At 44.8% G+C, this 14,768-nt stretch carries 14 protein-coding genes; 8 read left to right on the forward strand and 6 right to left on the reverse strand.

Features of this window, described 5'->3' with window-relative positions:
* The 6 genes from H7B90_RS04675 to H7B90_RS33605 all read right to left on the reverse strand — a co-directional run bounded on the left by H7B90_RS04675 (position 1) and on the right by H7B90_RS33605 (position 5,562).
* Positions 1–1,905, reverse strand: coding sequence for a Dam family site-specific DNA-(adenine-N6)-methyltransferase (locus H7B90_RS04675; protein WP_185134721.1), 1,905 nt, complete (start codon positions 1,903–1,905; stop codon positions 1–3).
* Positions 1,906–2,266: 361 nt separating this feature from the next.
* On the reverse strand, positions 2,267–2,848 hold the full coding sequence (locus tag H7B90_RS04680; protein WP_101808206.1) for a recombinase family protein: 582 nt from the start codon (positions 2,846–2,848) through the stop codon (positions 2,267–2,269).
* Positions 2,849–3,490: 642 nt separating this feature from the next.
* Complete coding sequence (locus H7B90_RS04685) at positions 3,491–4,561, reverse strand: hypothetical protein (RefSeq protein WP_185134722.1); 1,071 nt, start codon at positions 4,559–4,561, stop codon at positions 3,491–3,493.
* Positions 4,558–4,740, reverse strand: coding sequence for a helix-turn-helix domain-containing protein (locus tag H7B90_RS33600; protein ID WP_185134723.1), 183 nt, complete (start codon positions 4,738–4,740; stop codon positions 4,558–4,560). The genes H7B90_RS04685 and H7B90_RS33600 overlap by 4 nt, the downstream gene beginning before the upstream one ends.
* Before the next feature lie 439 nt (positions 4,741–5,179).
* Positions 5,180–5,383 (reverse strand): helix-turn-helix domain-containing protein, encoded by a 204-nt coding sequence (locus tag H7B90_RS04695; RefSeq protein ID WP_260410748.1) that lies wholly within the window; start codon positions 5,381–5,383, stop codon positions 5,180–5,182.
* On the reverse strand, positions 5,383–5,562 hold the full coding sequence (locus tag H7B90_RS33605; protein ID WP_185134724.1) for a helix-turn-helix domain-containing protein: 180 nt from the start codon (positions 5,560–5,562) through the stop codon (positions 5,383–5,385). The genes H7B90_RS04695 and H7B90_RS33605 overlap by 1 nt, the downstream gene beginning before the upstream one ends.
* A 516-nt stretch (positions 5,563–6,078) precedes the next feature.
* Between H7B90_RS33605 and H7B90_RS04705 the strand changes: the two genes are divergently transcribed.
* The 8 genes from H7B90_RS04705 to H7B90_RS04740 all read left to right on the forward strand — a co-directional run bounded on the left by H7B90_RS04705 (position 6,079) and on the right by H7B90_RS04740 (position 14,754).
* Positions 6,079–7,569 carry a recombinase family protein gene (locus tag H7B90_RS04705; protein ID WP_185134725.1) on the forward strand — a complete coding sequence of 497 codons (1,491 nt, stop codon included), beginning with the start codon at positions 6,079–6,081 and terminating at the stop codon, positions 7,567–7,569.
* A gap of 760 nt (positions 7,570–8,329) precedes the next feature.
* Positions 8,330–9,223: a hypothetical protein gene (locus H7B90_RS04710; RefSeq protein ID WP_185134726.1), complete on the forward strand. Its 894-nt coding sequence runs from the start codon at positions 8,330–8,332 to the stop codon at positions 9,221–9,223.
* 1,017 nt (positions 9,224–10,240) lie between these two features.
* Positions 10,241–11,068: a ParA family protein gene (locus tag H7B90_RS04715; RefSeq protein WP_185134727.1), complete on the forward strand. Its 828-nt coding sequence runs from the start codon at positions 10,241–10,243 to the stop codon at positions 11,066–11,068.
* A complete protein-coding gene (locus H7B90_RS04720) occupies positions 11,016–11,960 on the forward strand; it encodes a ParB/RepB/Spo0J family partition protein (RefSeq protein WP_444542142.1) in 945 nt (314 codons plus the stop codon). The genes H7B90_RS04715 and H7B90_RS04720 overlap by 53 nt, the downstream gene beginning before the upstream one ends.
* 88 nt (positions 11,961–12,048) lie before the next feature.
* Positions 12,049–12,261 (forward strand): hypothetical protein, encoded by a 213-nt coding sequence (locus H7B90_RS04725; RefSeq protein WP_185134728.1) that lies wholly within the window; start codon positions 12,049–12,051, stop codon positions 12,259–12,261.
* On the forward strand, positions 12,249–12,857 hold the full coding sequence (locus H7B90_RS04730; RefSeq protein ID WP_185134729.1) for a hypothetical protein: 609 nt from the start codon (positions 12,249–12,251) through the stop codon (positions 12,855–12,857). The genes H7B90_RS04725 and H7B90_RS04730 overlap by 13 nt, the downstream gene beginning before the upstream one ends.
* A gap of 47 nt (positions 12,858–12,904) precedes the next feature.
* Entirely contained in the window at positions 12,905–14,026 is a 1,122-nt protein-coding gene (locus tag H7B90_RS04735; RefSeq protein WP_185134730.1) for an SAF domain-containing protein, read from the forward strand.
* An 11-nt stretch (positions 14,027–14,037) separates the two neighbouring features.
* Complete coding sequence (locus tag H7B90_RS04740; RefSeq protein WP_185134731.1) at positions 14,038–14,754, forward strand: hypothetical protein; 717 nt, start codon at positions 14,038–14,040, stop codon at positions 14,752–14,754.
* Positions 14,755–14,768 lie beyond the last annotated feature (14 nt).

Raw genomic sequence — 14,768 nt, forward strand, 5'->3', positions numbered from 1 at the left:
TTAGTATCCGACAAAAATGTACTCTTGTACTTCATTGTTGTTGTCGTCAACTTTATGACCTTGATTTCCAAACGAATATCTATGGTCAATCTGGTTGACTTCAACTTTATCTTTATATTTACAAAGAAGTTCAATCATTTCTTCCATTGAAGGGAACGCATTTGAAGAATAGGAAACCATTATGATGCTATCCTTGTGTTTAGCAAATAACTTGTCAAATGCATCGTAAGCACCGACCTTTGTTCCAAAAGGCGTAGGATACTTCTTGAATTTTTTGGTTTTTGTATCCTGTTGGATTTCCAAACCTTCCCACCGTTTCGATAGCCCTTCAACAAAATGATAGCGTCTCGTGTACTCGTTATCACTCAACGGGCTGTAATACGGTGGGTCGATATAAACTAAATCAGCGTGTCGTCTAAGTTCCATAGTATCCCTATTAGTGGATATGTTTTGTTTGCCGTTATCAAATACTGCATTATTGTACGCTTCAACGGATTCAAGGAAATGTTCTTTCAAACTTTTTTGTAAATCCTTACGTCCATCATCATATCGATACCCGACGTAAGTAAAAATCCCCCTAGGTCTTCGTTTCAAGCAAGCACGAGTTAAAGCCGCGATTGCCAACGCTCTTTTATAAGGGTCTTGCAACTTTTCAATTCGTGCTCTCAAATCGTCTATGAAAATGTTTTCTTCGTCAGAAAAATAAAGACCCTTGAATGTTTCATAAACAAATCCATTACCGTCGCCTTCTTTTAGCAAGAAATTGACGTCTTTTTCGTCTAGGGTAACGGAATTGTTTTCAACTATCGCTTTTGTTACGTTAGCAGAAAACGTCATAAAGTCATTCGAATAAACGGTTTTACCTTTCGTCTTAAACATGTAGCTTACTACGCCACTACCACTAAATGCGTCCAACACCGAATCGAATCGGAACTGAGAAGCAATATCCCAAATACTATCAAGTAAATTGTTCTTACTGCCCATATATCTTGTGCCGGGGAATCGGTCTAACTGCGTATTTGGAATTTCCGGTTTTACAACCTTGAAACTCCTTCTACGTGGTTGTGCCACTACCAATACGTCTTGTCCGTCACGTTTACTTGCATCCGAATTGATATAACGCTTCGTCTTGTGAACTTCAATTTTGTAATCACGGTATAACTCGTAAACTAATGGATGATTCGAGTTAGTCAGAACAACCGTACAACCCAATTCGTAAAGTCGATGAACTTCATTTGCTAATGCAACGTGGTCTTCTTCGTAAAAGAACTCCTTCGTATAACGTTTGAAATCCGAATAAGTAGAAATCGGAAGGTAAGGAGGGTCTAAATAAATGAAATCATCCGGTTCGGCGTAGTTGTTCAGAACTTCCAAATAATCGCCTTCAACGATTGTGGTATCAAATAACGCAGAACTTGCCGCTTTAAGCCCCTCAACATCACAGAAATTAGGGTTCTTGTATTTGCCAAATGGAACATTGAACTGACCTTTTTTATTTACACGGTATAGCCCGTTAAAGCAAGTTTTATTCAAGAATAGGGTTCTTGCCGCACGTTCAATATGGCTTAAATGCGTCGGGTCTTGGCTTCGAATGGAGTAGAAAAATTCCTCTTCATTTACAAAACCCCCAAGACATTCGATTAGTTCATTAACATTATCCCGAACAGTTTTATACAAGTTTACTAAATCGGGGTTAGTATCTGATATAACTGCGTTATCCGGTTGCAAGCCAAAGAACATCGCGCCCCCACCGAAAAAAGGTTCAATGTATTTGTTGAATTTATTCGGAACATGCCGTGCAATTTCATTCCAAAGTTGTTGCTTTCCGCCTGCCCATTTTAATATTGGTTTGGCTATCGGTTTTTCAATCTGCTGAATAAGTAATTGTTGTTTCGGGACAGCCATTATTTATTACCACCTTTATATTCATTCCGTACCGCACTCACAAAATCTATTCTATCACTTGTAAACATCAACTAGAATCCGAACAAACAAACTTTTTTTAAACTCCGTAAATAAATCAATATAACACTTTGAAAATAAGTATGCAAATAAGTAAGTCGCCTTATAAGCCCCTGTACGTACAACGTCGATTCAAAAAAAATTTGTACGGAGCAGACGAGGGTAAACTCAGGCAAGTCAACCAGAAGCGAATCACTAGGCACTGGGTGGGGTCTATAATCCGCCCTAGAAGCTGAACAGAGCCGCCTTCTTACTTCCGGGTGGCTCTGCATAGCTTTGACCGTATAAAGCCGCTCAACGGCTCTCAGACTGTTTCAGTCACTTGTGTTACTTCTTGCTTTCTCCGATTGAGTTCGCGATAAAGTGACCCCTTACTTACACCTGTCATTTCCTCAATTTGTGTTACCGTAAATTCTCCGCTCGCGTGTAGCTTGATTGCTTTGTCTAGCTTCTTCTTATCCGTCATAGGGCGACCGCCCTTACGTCCACGTGCTCTAGCGGCTTCTAGTCCTGCTACTGTACGTTCATGGATGATTGATTTCTCGAACTCTGCAAAGACAGCCATCATGCCGAACATTGCCTTTCCTGCCGCTGTAGAAGTATCTATGTTATCGGAAAGGCTTACGAACTCAACGCCTTTCTTTTTAAGTAGGTCAAGTGTTGCTATTAGCTTTAGTGTCGAACGTGCTAAGCGGTCAAGTTTGTAAACAATGAAAGTGTCACCTTCACGAAGCATGTCGATAGCCTTTTCAAGTTCGGGGCGGTCATCTTTTCCGCCGCTTGCTTTCTCTGTGAATATTCGGTCATAACCGAACTTTGCCAATGCGTCCATTTGCGAATCGAGTGACTGGTCAGCGGTAGATACCCTTGCGTAAGCTATTCTCATATTTCTCTCGTTCCTCTCGTTTATGTATCTTTAATAAGATTGTATCATAAACGTACTATTTCGTAAATTAGATTTCGAAACGAGTTTCGTAACCGATATTCTTACATAATTGCCTTGAAAACAGACACAATGTGGACTGTTCCATAAACAATCGTTTACGTACCATGATTTTGAATTGAGTGGAAGTTAAAGAGGGGGCGAGAGCAGTATTCCTACGGGTACTGTTCCCGAAGGGGGCGGAATCATCACAATTAGAGGTGAAACCTAACTTTGTCTGTCCTTTTACTGGTAAACGTTTTGGGTCAATGAAAGCCTTGATAAAGGCGGCTGTGTCGCACTTGGTGAAATCAGAGCAGAGGAGAATGGAGAATGTAAAGAAGTGATGGTAAAGCTTTACTTCAATTCAGCCGCCGTTACTTAACTGCCAACGATATTCAACTGTCTTGCTGTACTACTTCTTCTCAGTTCATTCTCTATTCTTATAAGGTAAGTTATTAGGGGAGCAAAATGCCTAGGTTTTACCTAGGGAAAATGAGTATGAAAGGGAAATATATTTCCTTGAATCTCCTATTTGAGGGAAAATAAATTCCATGTACAGGGAAATATTTTTCCTTGTGTATGGAATTTATTTTCCTCTACTGATTAGTTACCCTCGCCAAGTATCTGTTCTAAGGCTTCAAGGCTGAGTCCTTTACGCTCTTGCTTGGCTTCTCGTACTTGTTGTGCCCTCATTTCTTCTTGGCTCATACCCTTTTTGTCTTTGATTGACCGTTCCTCATACACGATAGGTTTCTGTCCGGTCTTTAGATAATCTTCGACTTTGCAAAGTACATCGCAATCAGCCATGAAGAAGGCTCTCGGGTTGAGTTTCTTCGAGTCGTAGCATACAAAGAACGCTTCAATGTGCTTTTTCATGGTGGGTTTTTGTTCGGCTCGATCAAGGTCTCGATAATGGTGCTGTAATTCCTTAATGCAATCCGTCACTGTTTTTCCTTCACGATTCTTTGTACGATGCTTTTTTCCTGTTGCTTTTCGGTACTCACTGAGGAAGTGACTCTCAAACTCTGGATATGACCATAACTGCACATCATCGGGTAAGGCGGTCTCAGTTGGTTCAGGCTTGGCTTTATTGGTCTTTGGTTTGACTTGTCTAGTTCCAACGTAAGCCTTCCCATCAGCTTGAAGTACTTCGCTAAGGTAATTGCGATATGCTGTCAGAATCGTCTCACGATGGCTCTCAGCGGCGCTTTTAAGCCTAGCGGCATAATTATGTTCTACTACTTTTACAGCGGCTGTAAAAGCTTGTAGAAGGCTATCCGCTTTTTGTCCTTTGTATAACTCAGTGTTAGCAATGACTTCATTTTCAGCATGACTGAGAAACACAAACGGATTGTTTTCAGGACGGTCAGTAATACTGAAAACGAACTCACCCCTGTCTCCGCCCTGCATGGAAAAGGTTTCAATAAATCCGTATTCCATCAACCGTTTGGCGTAATTCTTTACTGTCTTGTCATCCTTGTTCCCAAAAACTCTTTTTAGAAGGAGTCTTGGCAAGGCTACTTTTGTTGGAAGTTGGGCTTGAGCAGTATTAACCCGATTCATAATAAGCCCAAGTAGCTTCAATGAATCCCCTGTTAGGCGGCTACAACAAGCTACTTCATTTTCTAATCTAAAGTGCCCGTTATGGTACAGTATGAATCTGCCTGTCATCATCTCCGCCCCCTTCTTTGGATATACGCTGAAACGGATTCCCGGCTTATCATGTACGAGCAGGTCTTACCTTCACCAAACTTAACAGCGTCAAGCTGACGGGCTTGTATTGCTCGTAGAATTGTTCTTTGGCTGACTCCTGCAACCTTGGCGGCTTCTTTTCGGGTGTAAAACTCTTTCATGGTCTGTTCCCCCTTGGAATGGTATAAGTTAGTGACAGCAGAGGGTAAAAAAATAACCCTCTCGTGCTAGTAATCGTTGCAACCTATTGTTCAGTTGCAGTGGGAATTTCCTATAATGAGGGTACACGTTCCTTCTTATTGCCCCTGCCATGACTCAGCAGGGGCTTTCTTGTGTTCATTACCGTTCGGGCGGCTAGTCATTGTCAGGAAAGAGCCTATCAACGTCATAGTTCATTTCCCGTAGAAATGCCTTTAGGTCAGACTCTTCAATCCAGAATGGATATTTACCTACGCCCCGAATATTGCCGGGGATTCGTTCAACATGTAGCTTACCTTGCTTAACCCATCCGTAGACTGCATCTTCGCTTACCATTCGACTACGACTGTGAGCAGATAGCTTATATGCAATTTGCGAGACCGTGTAATACTTCCCCATGACCTAGCGCCTCCCCTCATTGATTGATTGCTCTACGAACGCTCTTAAATCGGCTTCCCGAACTCTCCAAAGCGTCCCGGCTAACTTCATTGCTTTAATCCGCCCTTCACCAAGCCATTTGTAGCAAGTATTCATATCAATGCTCAACAGCTTTGCGACTTCATCGGCGGAATACAAGCGACCTAGATACGTTTTCATGTCTTCCATTATTGCTGACCTCCCGTAGTGTTATTGAGGATGAAGTTCCTGAGACTTTCCTGAGGAATCCTAATTGAGCCACCGACTTTGCAACTTGGGAGTTGTCCGTTATGACACATGCCATAAACCGTTGTATAGGATAGTTGCAGTATGTCCATGACTTCACGGATGGTGAATAAGCGTTCCATGATGACCGCCCCTTTCGGTTGTGAAATTGTTACATACACAATATAAGGAAGCGGATTGCAGGATTAACAAAAGCGCGTAGAAATATTGAAGAATCTTTAATTATCCGATAAACACGGGACATTTAGTTCAGTAAGGGGAGAGAGAACGAAGGTAACTAATTTTTCAGCTTTATTGCACTTTGTGGGAACTTCGTTATCGTTAAATCTGTTGATTTCATCTGCAAATAGACATAATTACGGCTGTCATTTAATAAGAAGATTCAGGTTATGCCGATTGAAAAAAAATATTCATCCAACCGCAATTTTTTCCCCTCCCGGCGCGATGGTTACTGCGAACACGCTCAAGGGGGAGCAGAAAATGAATGTAGAACGCACTTATGATGATGGAGCAATATTCCTAGACTTGTTTATGCCGCTCGTGTACTCGGAAATTGACAGACTGCTAGAACAAGAAGCCAATTCCCAGTATAATGAAGGCAACGCCAATACATCTCATAGTGAAGGAGCGGCGTAACTATGAGATGTGCAGTTTATATTCGTGTTTCTACAGATAAAGAAGAGCAAAAAACGTCATTACAGAATCAAAGAAGCTTGTTCTACGAGTACCTTGAAAAACAAGGGTGGGATGTGTTTGATTTCTATATTGACGTTGAGAGTGGAACAACTGGTAAAAGAGAAAATTTGCAACGTCTGATAAAGGATGCCAAGGAGCGTAAGTTTGACGTTATCGCGGCAAAAGAATTATCACGACTTGCTCGGAATGGTGGTCTCTCTTATCAAATTAGGGATATAGCGATGGAGAACCGTATTCATATTGTCACTTTAGACAATGCAATCAACACGCTTGAGGGTAAAGGGGAAATGTTCGGGCTATACGCTTGGATGTACGAGCAAGAATCACAGCGAACGTCCACTCGAATTAAAGCCGCCCTCAGTAGTAAAGCAAGAAAAGGTGAGTTCAAGGGTTCGGTTCCGCCTTACGGGTACAGGCTGAACAGCGGAAAGCTTATTCTTGCGGAGGACGACACGCCCAACAATGTAAAGCGGATATTCCGAATGTACTTGGAGGGAAAAGGATTCGATGCAATCGCACGAACTTTGACTCGTGAAGGATGTCCAACACCTGCCCAAGTTGTCGGCAAGAAAAATGCAGGGCTATACTGGCAGGGTACTTCTATCAAGAAAATCTTGACTAACCCACATTATGTCGGAGACTTGGTTCAAGGAAGGCAGACAACAGTTAGCGTCACGTCAAAAGTACGTGAAGAAATTCCAAGGGAAAAGCAAATCGTTACTGAAAACGCCCACCAAGCCATAATCTCAAGGGAAGACTTTGAAGCTGTCCAACAATATATGAAGGGGCGAAAGCGGCAAAAAGCTAAGCCCAAAGCTAAGAAGCACCTTTTCACAAACTATCTTTTCTGTGCAGATTGTGGAAAGGCACTATGGTATGTTCAGTATCGCAAAGGCTATGTTTGCGGCAACTACTATAAGCACGGAAAGCATGTTTGTAGTCAGCATAGCGTGAAGGAAAAGGAACTCATTGAGGTTATCCTAACCGACATTCGTAACAATGCTCAGATGCTTAATGAGAACGAGATTATGGGGCGGCTTGAGGTAAAGACCTTACAAGCAAGAAAGCAAGCAGAAAAGCAAATACAGTCTTTACAAAGACGCATTGAAAAGCTAAAGGAACAAAAGACAGGTTTAATCAGACTGTTGGCGAGTGGTACGATTACTGAGATAGAGTATAAGGAAGCAACAGAGAGCGGAAATGCTGAACTGTACAGCCTACAGGAGCAGTTAAAAGGCTTCCAGTCTCAACAAGGGAATAAAAGTACAGGGGAAAGCATTGCTCGATTGAAGAAAGAACTCAAGCATTTCATGAAGCTTAAGGAACTTACTCCTGAAATGGTACATCGTTTGGTCGAAAGGATTGAAGTTCAAGCGGATGGTTCGGTAAACATTCATTACAAGTTTGCCGCCACCGCTCTTCTTACGGCTTAAAATACAGTGACCGACACTCAAGTCATGTGGAGTGCGTAATAGGAATGCAACGAATCGATACGTAGAAATCGTTTATTTTCAACACTTTGCGCGTTTTATGACTTTCACGGCAGACGGCAGCGATTTCAAAAATAAGGTGCTCAAAGACAAAATCGAGGTTTCGGTCGTTTTGGACCTGGATTTGGACGTCGGGTGTGTAGATATGTTAAATTCATGGGAATAAGTTCATGAATCAGCTGAAAATGAAAGTTGCTGCAACATATGATATACAAGAGAACGCCCTTTTTTGCGGTGTTCTCTTTTTATATAATTCAGAAAGGCAGTAGCCCTGAAAGATATTCAGCGCAACTTGTTTATTGCGTGACAAGGGATTTGTGGATGTCCGAGGTGATAGTCCTCGCCAATCAGAAAGGCGGCGTGATCAAAACCACAACGGCGCCATATTCCGGGGATTCGGTCTCGAAAGTTCTGCCTTTGCGTCTGCCCGAGAGGCTGATATATTCAAATATATTAAAGTGGAAGTCATGAAGCATCGCCCATCCATCAGAGAAATGAAATAATTGGTAAAATTTCTAATTCATATTGCAACGTTTTTCCTTCCATATGTGTCTATATGTTTAGACAACATGAACTACTATGAATTATGCTCAATAGGCAAGGAAAGAATGGGTCTCAGGGAGGGGGGGAAATATGTAAAATCGTCAGGAAGAAGCGGCAAGTAATATCTTCTATAACCACAAAAATCGGAGGTGCTTTGTAAATGAAACGTAACCCTATTTCAATGGCTTTGGTGTTATTATTGACTTTCCTACTCTCAATTGGGCCAGGTAATGCATTCGCGGCAGGAACAAATTCCGCTCCAAATGAGCGATTTTCAAATGGTAAATATGCTGTTGAAGGTAAAGTGGTTAAAGTGGAAACAAAGCAGATCCAGAGCTTTAGTGGAGAGGAAGCCAATGTTCGCATCCCATTTTCACTAGAAAATGTTGAGTACTATATTGTGTCAGCGACTAAAAAGGATGACGGCCAATATTACTTCGATTATGTTTTGACGACATACAATGAACGAGTCGTTTCGGCACCAGTAAAATACAACGAAAGAGATAAAACCTTGCTTATCAAGGTAGGGACTGCTTCGAAAGATGTAGATTTAAGCTATACCGATGGCGAAAGAGCAAAAGCTAATTCTTCAATTACTGAAGCTCCGAAAAAAGACACTGCCCTTGAAAATAAAATACAGCCGTTGGCTTTCACAACGAAAAGTGGTTCATTTCAAACGGTTTGGGAGGACCCGATCAATCTGAATGTCAATAGCGTGAAAGACAATATTACATTTAGTTATGACGGAACTACCGTAAACTATATTGACGGATCAGATAATCGCACCTGGCTAACAGCATCAGGTTGGTATGAAAAAAGCCATAGTATTAATTCTTACTACTCTTATTTAAGCGGTAAGGCAGTCAATATAACAGTGGCTACAACAGCTACTTATCAGAACGACACATTCTGTGCGCTTAATACTACAAATGTATACTACAATCCAAACGCAGTAACAGGAACATATATTGGCAACATTTCAGGTCAAGTCAGTACAAATGCTACTGGCGGTTGCTCAAGCTGGTTGCATTATTATAATGTTTTAGATAATTAAATTCGTTTGCCGAATCATACAAAATGAGAACCCAGTGCCACATATGCACTGGGTCTGTATTTTTGAAAAAGTCTGTCTCAACTCAATGAACCTTCAGTCCACTTAACTCAGAAGCAAACTTCGTGATAGAGCTCTGGTAAGATCCCTGTCAGATATGCACAATTATCTTAGTTCTTTCGATGCTGATAAATAGCAATGCTTATTTCAATCAACGCTAGTACAAGTAACGGAAGACCGATAGAAAAGATAGCGACAAACCCTACAAAGCAATGTATCGCGGCAGCGGTGAAATGACCAGGTATATATTTTTGGCGGAAAGAAAAGATTTCAATTATGAGCCCGGCGAATAATAGAAGCCAGTAATATGGTGCAGGTATTTGGGTAATTACATCACTATAATTCATAAATAAAGCAATAAATACGACTAAGGATAAGAATAATACACCATTGAGAACAAGAGCAAACGTTGGGGGAATGATATTTTTATTATTTTTGTTGTTACGCGTAAACGCAATTGAAACTAATAAAAGACAAATAGATATAATAGGGAAAGTAACCACGTTCCACCAACCTTTCTTTCAATTCGTACTTACGTATATAATAACACATCGATATGGCTTAATACTCGTCTATTTCTAGACGTAAGTATTTTCTTTACAACTAAAGTGAACACTGAATTTGGTCTCTCTTACCTTGACAGAACAGTCCAATTTAGAATTCATCACATCGGAATGAGGGTGAATCGTCTTTCACTTTAATCCACGGTATGGTTAAACCAACTCGTTACTTTGGTTCTTTGGATTGTTTGGAATGGAACTTCATAAGACCCCCGATGGAAAAAAGTAAAGCAAGTCAATTTACTTACTTTTTCTCCATCGGTACGGGCGCCCTAGTATAAGAATATTCAAGAGAACGCCCTTAATGCGGTGTTCTCTTTTTATATAGACAATTTTTTAAAAGCCGGTTGCACAGAATTTTCAGCGCAACCGGCTTTTTGCGTGAAAGGAGAAGTGTAGGATGACCAAGGTGATCGCCCTCGCCAATCAGAAAGGCGGCGTGGGCAAGACCACAACGGCGGTCAATTTGGGAATCGGTTTGGCTGCCGATGGGAAAAAGGTTTTGCTGGTCGATGCGGACGCGCAAGGCAACCTGACGGATTCGTTAGGGTTCCACGAACCGGATAATTTGTCGGTATCTTTAGCGACATTGCTGGCGAAGACGATGCTGGAAGAATCCTATGAAGCGCGGGAAGGTATTTTGCATCACCATGAAGGCGTTGACCTGATGCCAGGCAATATTGAATTGTCCGCTGTTGAGGTATCGCTCGTCAATACGATGAGCAGAGAAACGATTTTGCGTTCGTACATCGACTCCGTAAAAGCCGACTACGATTACGTGCTGATCGATTGCATGCCGAGTTTGGGCATGTTGACCATCAACGCGTTGGCGGCAGCAGATAGCGTTATTATCCCCGTTCAGGCGCATTATTTGCCGGCCAAAGGAATGACCCAACTTTTGCAGACCATTTCCCGTGTGCGCAGGCAGATCAATCCGAAGTTGGTTTTGGACGGCGTGCTGCTCACGATGGTAGACAGCCGGACTAAATTTGCCAAAGACATTTCCTTTATTCTTCGGCGCGACTACGGTGACAAGCTGCGCGTGTTCAACACCGAAATTCCCTTATCCATTCGCGCGGCGGAAACGAGCGCCAAGGGAAAAAGCATTTATGCTCATGACCCCAATGGTCAAACGGCAAAAGCGTATGCCGCCTTTACGAAGGAGGTGCAAGGCATTGGCAGCGAAAGACGACATGCGCGCCCACATCAAGCTGACCACAGTCGCTGATTTATTTTCCACTGAGGAAAGCCGCGCGGACGAGCAACGGGAAAAAGTAATGGACATTCCGCTGGAAGAAATCAGTGATTTTCCCGGCCACCCATTCAAGGTGAAGGCGGATGAAGTGATGCTGGAAATGGCGGACAGCGTAAAGCAATACGGCGTTCTTATTCCTGGCCTGGTTCGTCCGAAGGCGGACGGCGGCTATGAAATGGTAGCCGGACACCGGCGCAAAAAAGCAAGCGAACTGGCGGGTAGAGAAACGATGCCCTGTATCGTCCGCGAACTGGACGACGATCAGGCGACCATTATTATGGTGGACAGCAACCTGCAACGGGAATATATCTTGCCTAGCGAGAAGGCTTTTGCTTATAAGATGAAACTGGAAGCAATAAAAAGGCAAGGAGCCAGAACGGATTTAACTTCTGCGCAAGTTGCTCAGAAGTCGGCGAATAAAACATCAAGGCAAATTATTGCCGAGCAAGCTGGGGAAGGCCCGCATCAAATTTCACGCTATATCCGCCTTACCGAACTGACCCCCTCCATTCTCGAAATGGTGGACGATAAACGAATCGCCTTCAATCCGGCCGTAGAGCTTTCTTACTTGGCCGAAGAAGAACAGAAAGCCCTGTACGAAACGATGCAGTCCGAAGACTGCACGCCTTCGCTGGCGCAGGCGCAGCGCATGAAAAAACTGAGCCAGGACGGGCGGCTTAACGTGGATGTCATCTTCTCGATTCTCACGGAGGAGAAGCCGAACCAGAAAGAAAAGATGACCATTCGGCGCGAACGGATCGACCGTTTCTTCCCGAGGGACTTTACCGAAAAGCAAAAGGAAGACCTGATCGTACAACTGTTGGAAAGTTGGTATAAAAAACGGCAACGGGAGCAGGAACGTTAACCTGTATCTGAAACATAACGATCCTGTCCGGCAGGCACTCTCCCCTAGGCGGAGAGCTTTTTTATGCCCATTTTTGGGGAGGCGATTCATGATGTATTTCACGAAAGGGAGGCGTCGTCAATATGAGCGCCTGATGCAAGAAAAGCCGGGTTTTAACCGCTTTGAAGTTTTGGAGGATGAGACCGAGCAGCCGCGCACGCGAAACGAGAAATCTCGTGAAGCCGGTCAATCAAAGCGAAGCCGGGGAACGAAGAATGACCGCAACTTTCCAGGAAATGAGGACGGACAATGGAAGAAATAAAGCGAATGGTGGACAACTATGAAGTCGTTCAGGCCATCTCCATCGGGAAGGTGGAAGTGCTGCTTGGCATAGACGAAACCAATGCCGAACGTCCGTACATGGTTTGTACCTGCACCCGAAACAATTCGTTGGGTGTCGAGCAATTTTACGCGTTTGCAGCCGGCGCGGATTATCTTGAGGCCGTGCATGACTTTGTTTCCCGCGTGCAATGGGAGCTGGAGGATCTCAAAGAAGAAAGGGCCAGTGTCAAGGTGCCCCTATCTCCCCTTACCCAAGTCCAATGCCAGCCGATTCGCGAAGACGTGTGCATTGACCACCAGGTTGTTGTCATCCGGCCGGAACGGTTGCGACCTGAATACCGCACCGCTGTTAACCAGCTTGTGCTGGCGCGAAGCGGTTTTGGCACCTCTGCCAATTCCCGAGGTCGCGCCGTCTACGTGTTAAATCTATATACCGGTGAAGAGGCTCGCTGGAAACGAGAGGATTTTATGGGTCTGATAAAACCGGAGCATATGCCTGCATGGGCGCAAGAAAAATTGGAGCAGCATCAGATTGGAACTCAGCAAAAACCGAAGCAACGTGACGAAGCCCGGTAAAGTCAATCGACAGCACTTCAATTTTGGTTTGAAAGGAGACGTGAGCGATGTCGTGGACGTATCGGCACCGCAAGGCGCTTATCATCGCGGCGATTGCCGTAAGCGTTTGTTTACTGTCTGCTGCGGCCATTTATTCTCTGATCAAGCAATCAGAGCAAGAGCAGAAACAACAGCAAATGAAGGAACATTATGAAAGGCAAATCGAAGAATTGAAAACGATAGAGGAACAATCGCGCAGAAGCGTTTGGACTGTGGCGCACGCTGTTCCGGCCGGCGGCATCGTGAAGGCGGAAGACCTCAAGTCTGTTCCGCTGCCTGCGAATCTGGTGCCTCAAGGAATGATTACTGATCAGAACGCGGTCATTGGCAAAAGCGCCAAAATCGAATTAGAGCCAGGCACGCCGTTGATGCCTTCCATGTTGTACGAGGGCGCGCCAATCCCGAAGGATTTGCGGGTGCAGGAGTTTCAAGTCATTCAGCTTCCCTCCAATCTGCAAAAGGGACAGTACATCGACGTGCGAATCAACTTCCCGACTGGCGAGGATTTTGTCTTGCTGGCGAAGAAGAAGGCGCGGGAGTTGTCCGGCAATGTCATCTGGCTGGAAATGAACGAACTGGATCTATTACGGACTTCAAGCGCGATCATCGATGCCTACTTGCAAGGCGCGCGGCTGTATGCCCTGCCCTACATCGAGCCGGGCTTGCAGGAATCGGCAGTAGTCAATTATCCCGCCAATCCGAAGGTGCTCGACTTGATGGATCATGATCCGAACCTGCTAGAAAAAGCGACAACCGAGCTTGCCCGCCAACTGCGAACGACACTGGATGACAATCTGAAGGCGATGAGCGAGTCGGACAAACTGCGCGTAACGAGCGGAAGCGTAACGGTGCAGCAGCAATTGCAAAACGAACGGATTGTCACGCAGCAAGGCAATGCCATGCATGAGGCGACCCCATCAACGCCACCGGCAGGCGCAACGGCTACGGTCGATCACGAACCGCCAGCTGCGCAGCCGCTGCCCACCTCTTCCGTTCCGACAACGATGAGTGAGAATCGACCGGAAACGCCAGAGGAGCCTACATCAACTGTTTCAACAGATCCGGCGCCAGCTTCGTCGCCTGGAGAGTCTGCAAAAGTGGATAAATTGGAGCAAATTTTTAATCAGTAAAGGAGGCCGTCATGAAAAAAGTCGTGTTTTTCGGCGCGCCGGACAAAAGCCACCTGCTCCTTGTGCTGGGCAAGCTGCTCACGGCGATGGAGCGAAAGGTGCTGATCGTGGATTCCACCCTTGCCCAGTCCATGCAAGGCTATTTGCCGCAAGCGGAATTCGGCTGTTCGTTGCGGGAGTTTGAAGGCATCGATGTGGCGACCGGACTCATCACGCCAGCGCAATTGGAACGTTCCCTGCTTCAAGCCGGTGGCGAAACAGCATACGATGTCATGCTGCTCGACACCGATCACACCGAATTTGTGAAAGGACGAGAGTTGCAGGGCTACGACAAGCGGGTGTGGTGCAGCAATTGGAGCCGGCTCGTCATGCATAAAAACGCGGAGCTGATGCAGCGGCTGTGCCTTCACGAAGCGGAGAGCCAGCCGCTTTCGTTTTACAGACTGATAGCTCCTACCCTGCCAACCGCCATGCCCGAGACCTATTTCGATTCGCTGCTGCCGCAGCAGGCTGTACACTGGGAGGACACCGTGTTCCGCTTTCCGCTGGACGAACGGGATATGTCGGTCGAACTGGACAACCAGCATCATGGGCGCATCGACATCAGGCGGCTATCCGGGACGTATCGCCGGAACGTGTTGGACATGCTGCAACAGTTGTTTGATTGCGATGCCAAAACGGCCCGGCGGGCATGGGCGCGCTCCCGAAAGCGTTCGCGTGTCCGGTAATTTTATGCGAAAGG

Source organism: Cohnella xylanilytica (assembly GCF_014212175.1).
In the GTDB taxonomy this organism is placed as follows: domain Bacteria; phylum Bacillota; class Bacilli; order Paenibacillales; family Paenibacillaceae; genus Cohnella; species Cohnella xylanilytica.

Coding starts and splice junctions, on each gene's coding strand:
- H7B90_RS04675 (WP_185134721.1), bottom strand. CDS start 1,905: ATGGCTGTCCCGAAACAACAATTACTTATTCAGCAGATTGAAAAACCG.
- H7B90_RS04680 (WP_101808206.1), bottom strand. CDS start 2,848: ATGAGAATAGCTTACGCAAGGGTATCTACCGCTGACCAGTCACTCGAT.
- H7B90_RS04685 (WP_185134722.1), bottom strand. CDS start 4,561: ATGATGACAGGCAGATTCATACTGTACCATAACGGGCACTTTAGATTA.
- H7B90_RS33600 (WP_185134723.1), bottom strand. CDS start 4,740: ATGAAAGAGTTTTACACCCGAAAAGAAGCCGCCAAGGTTGCAGGAGTC.
- H7B90_RS04695 (WP_260410748.1), bottom strand. CDS start 5,383: ATGGAAGACATGAAAACGTATCTAGGTCGCTTGTATTCCGCCGATGAA.
- H7B90_RS33605 (WP_185134724.1), bottom strand. CDS start 5,562: ATGGAACGCTTATTCACCATCCGTGAAGTCATGGACATACTGCAACTA.
- H7B90_RS04705 (WP_185134725.1), top strand. CDS start 6,079: ATGAGATGTGCAGTTTATATTCGTGTTTCTACAGATAAAGAAGAGCAA.
- H7B90_RS04710 (WP_185134726.1), top strand. CDS start 8,330: ATGAAACGTAACCCTATTTCAATGGCTTTGGTGTTATTATTGACTTTC.
- H7B90_RS04715 (WP_185134727.1), top strand. CDS start 10,241: ATGACCAAGGTGATCGCCCTCGCCAATCAGAAAGGCGGCGTGGGCAAG.
- H7B90_RS04725 (WP_185134728.1), top strand. CDS start 12,049: ATGATGTATTTCACGAAAGGGAGGCGTCGTCAATATGAGCGCCTGATG.
- H7B90_RS04730 (WP_185134729.1), top strand. CDS start 12,249: ATGGAAGAAATAAAGCGAATGGTGGACAACTATGAAGTCGTTCAGGCC.
- H7B90_RS04735 (WP_185134730.1), top strand. CDS start 12,905: ATGTCGTGGACGTATCGGCACCGCAAGGCGCTTATCATCGCGGCGATT.
- H7B90_RS04740 (WP_185134731.1), top strand. CDS start 14,038: ATGAAAAAAGTCGTGTTTTTCGGCGCGCCGGACAAAAGCCACCTGCTC.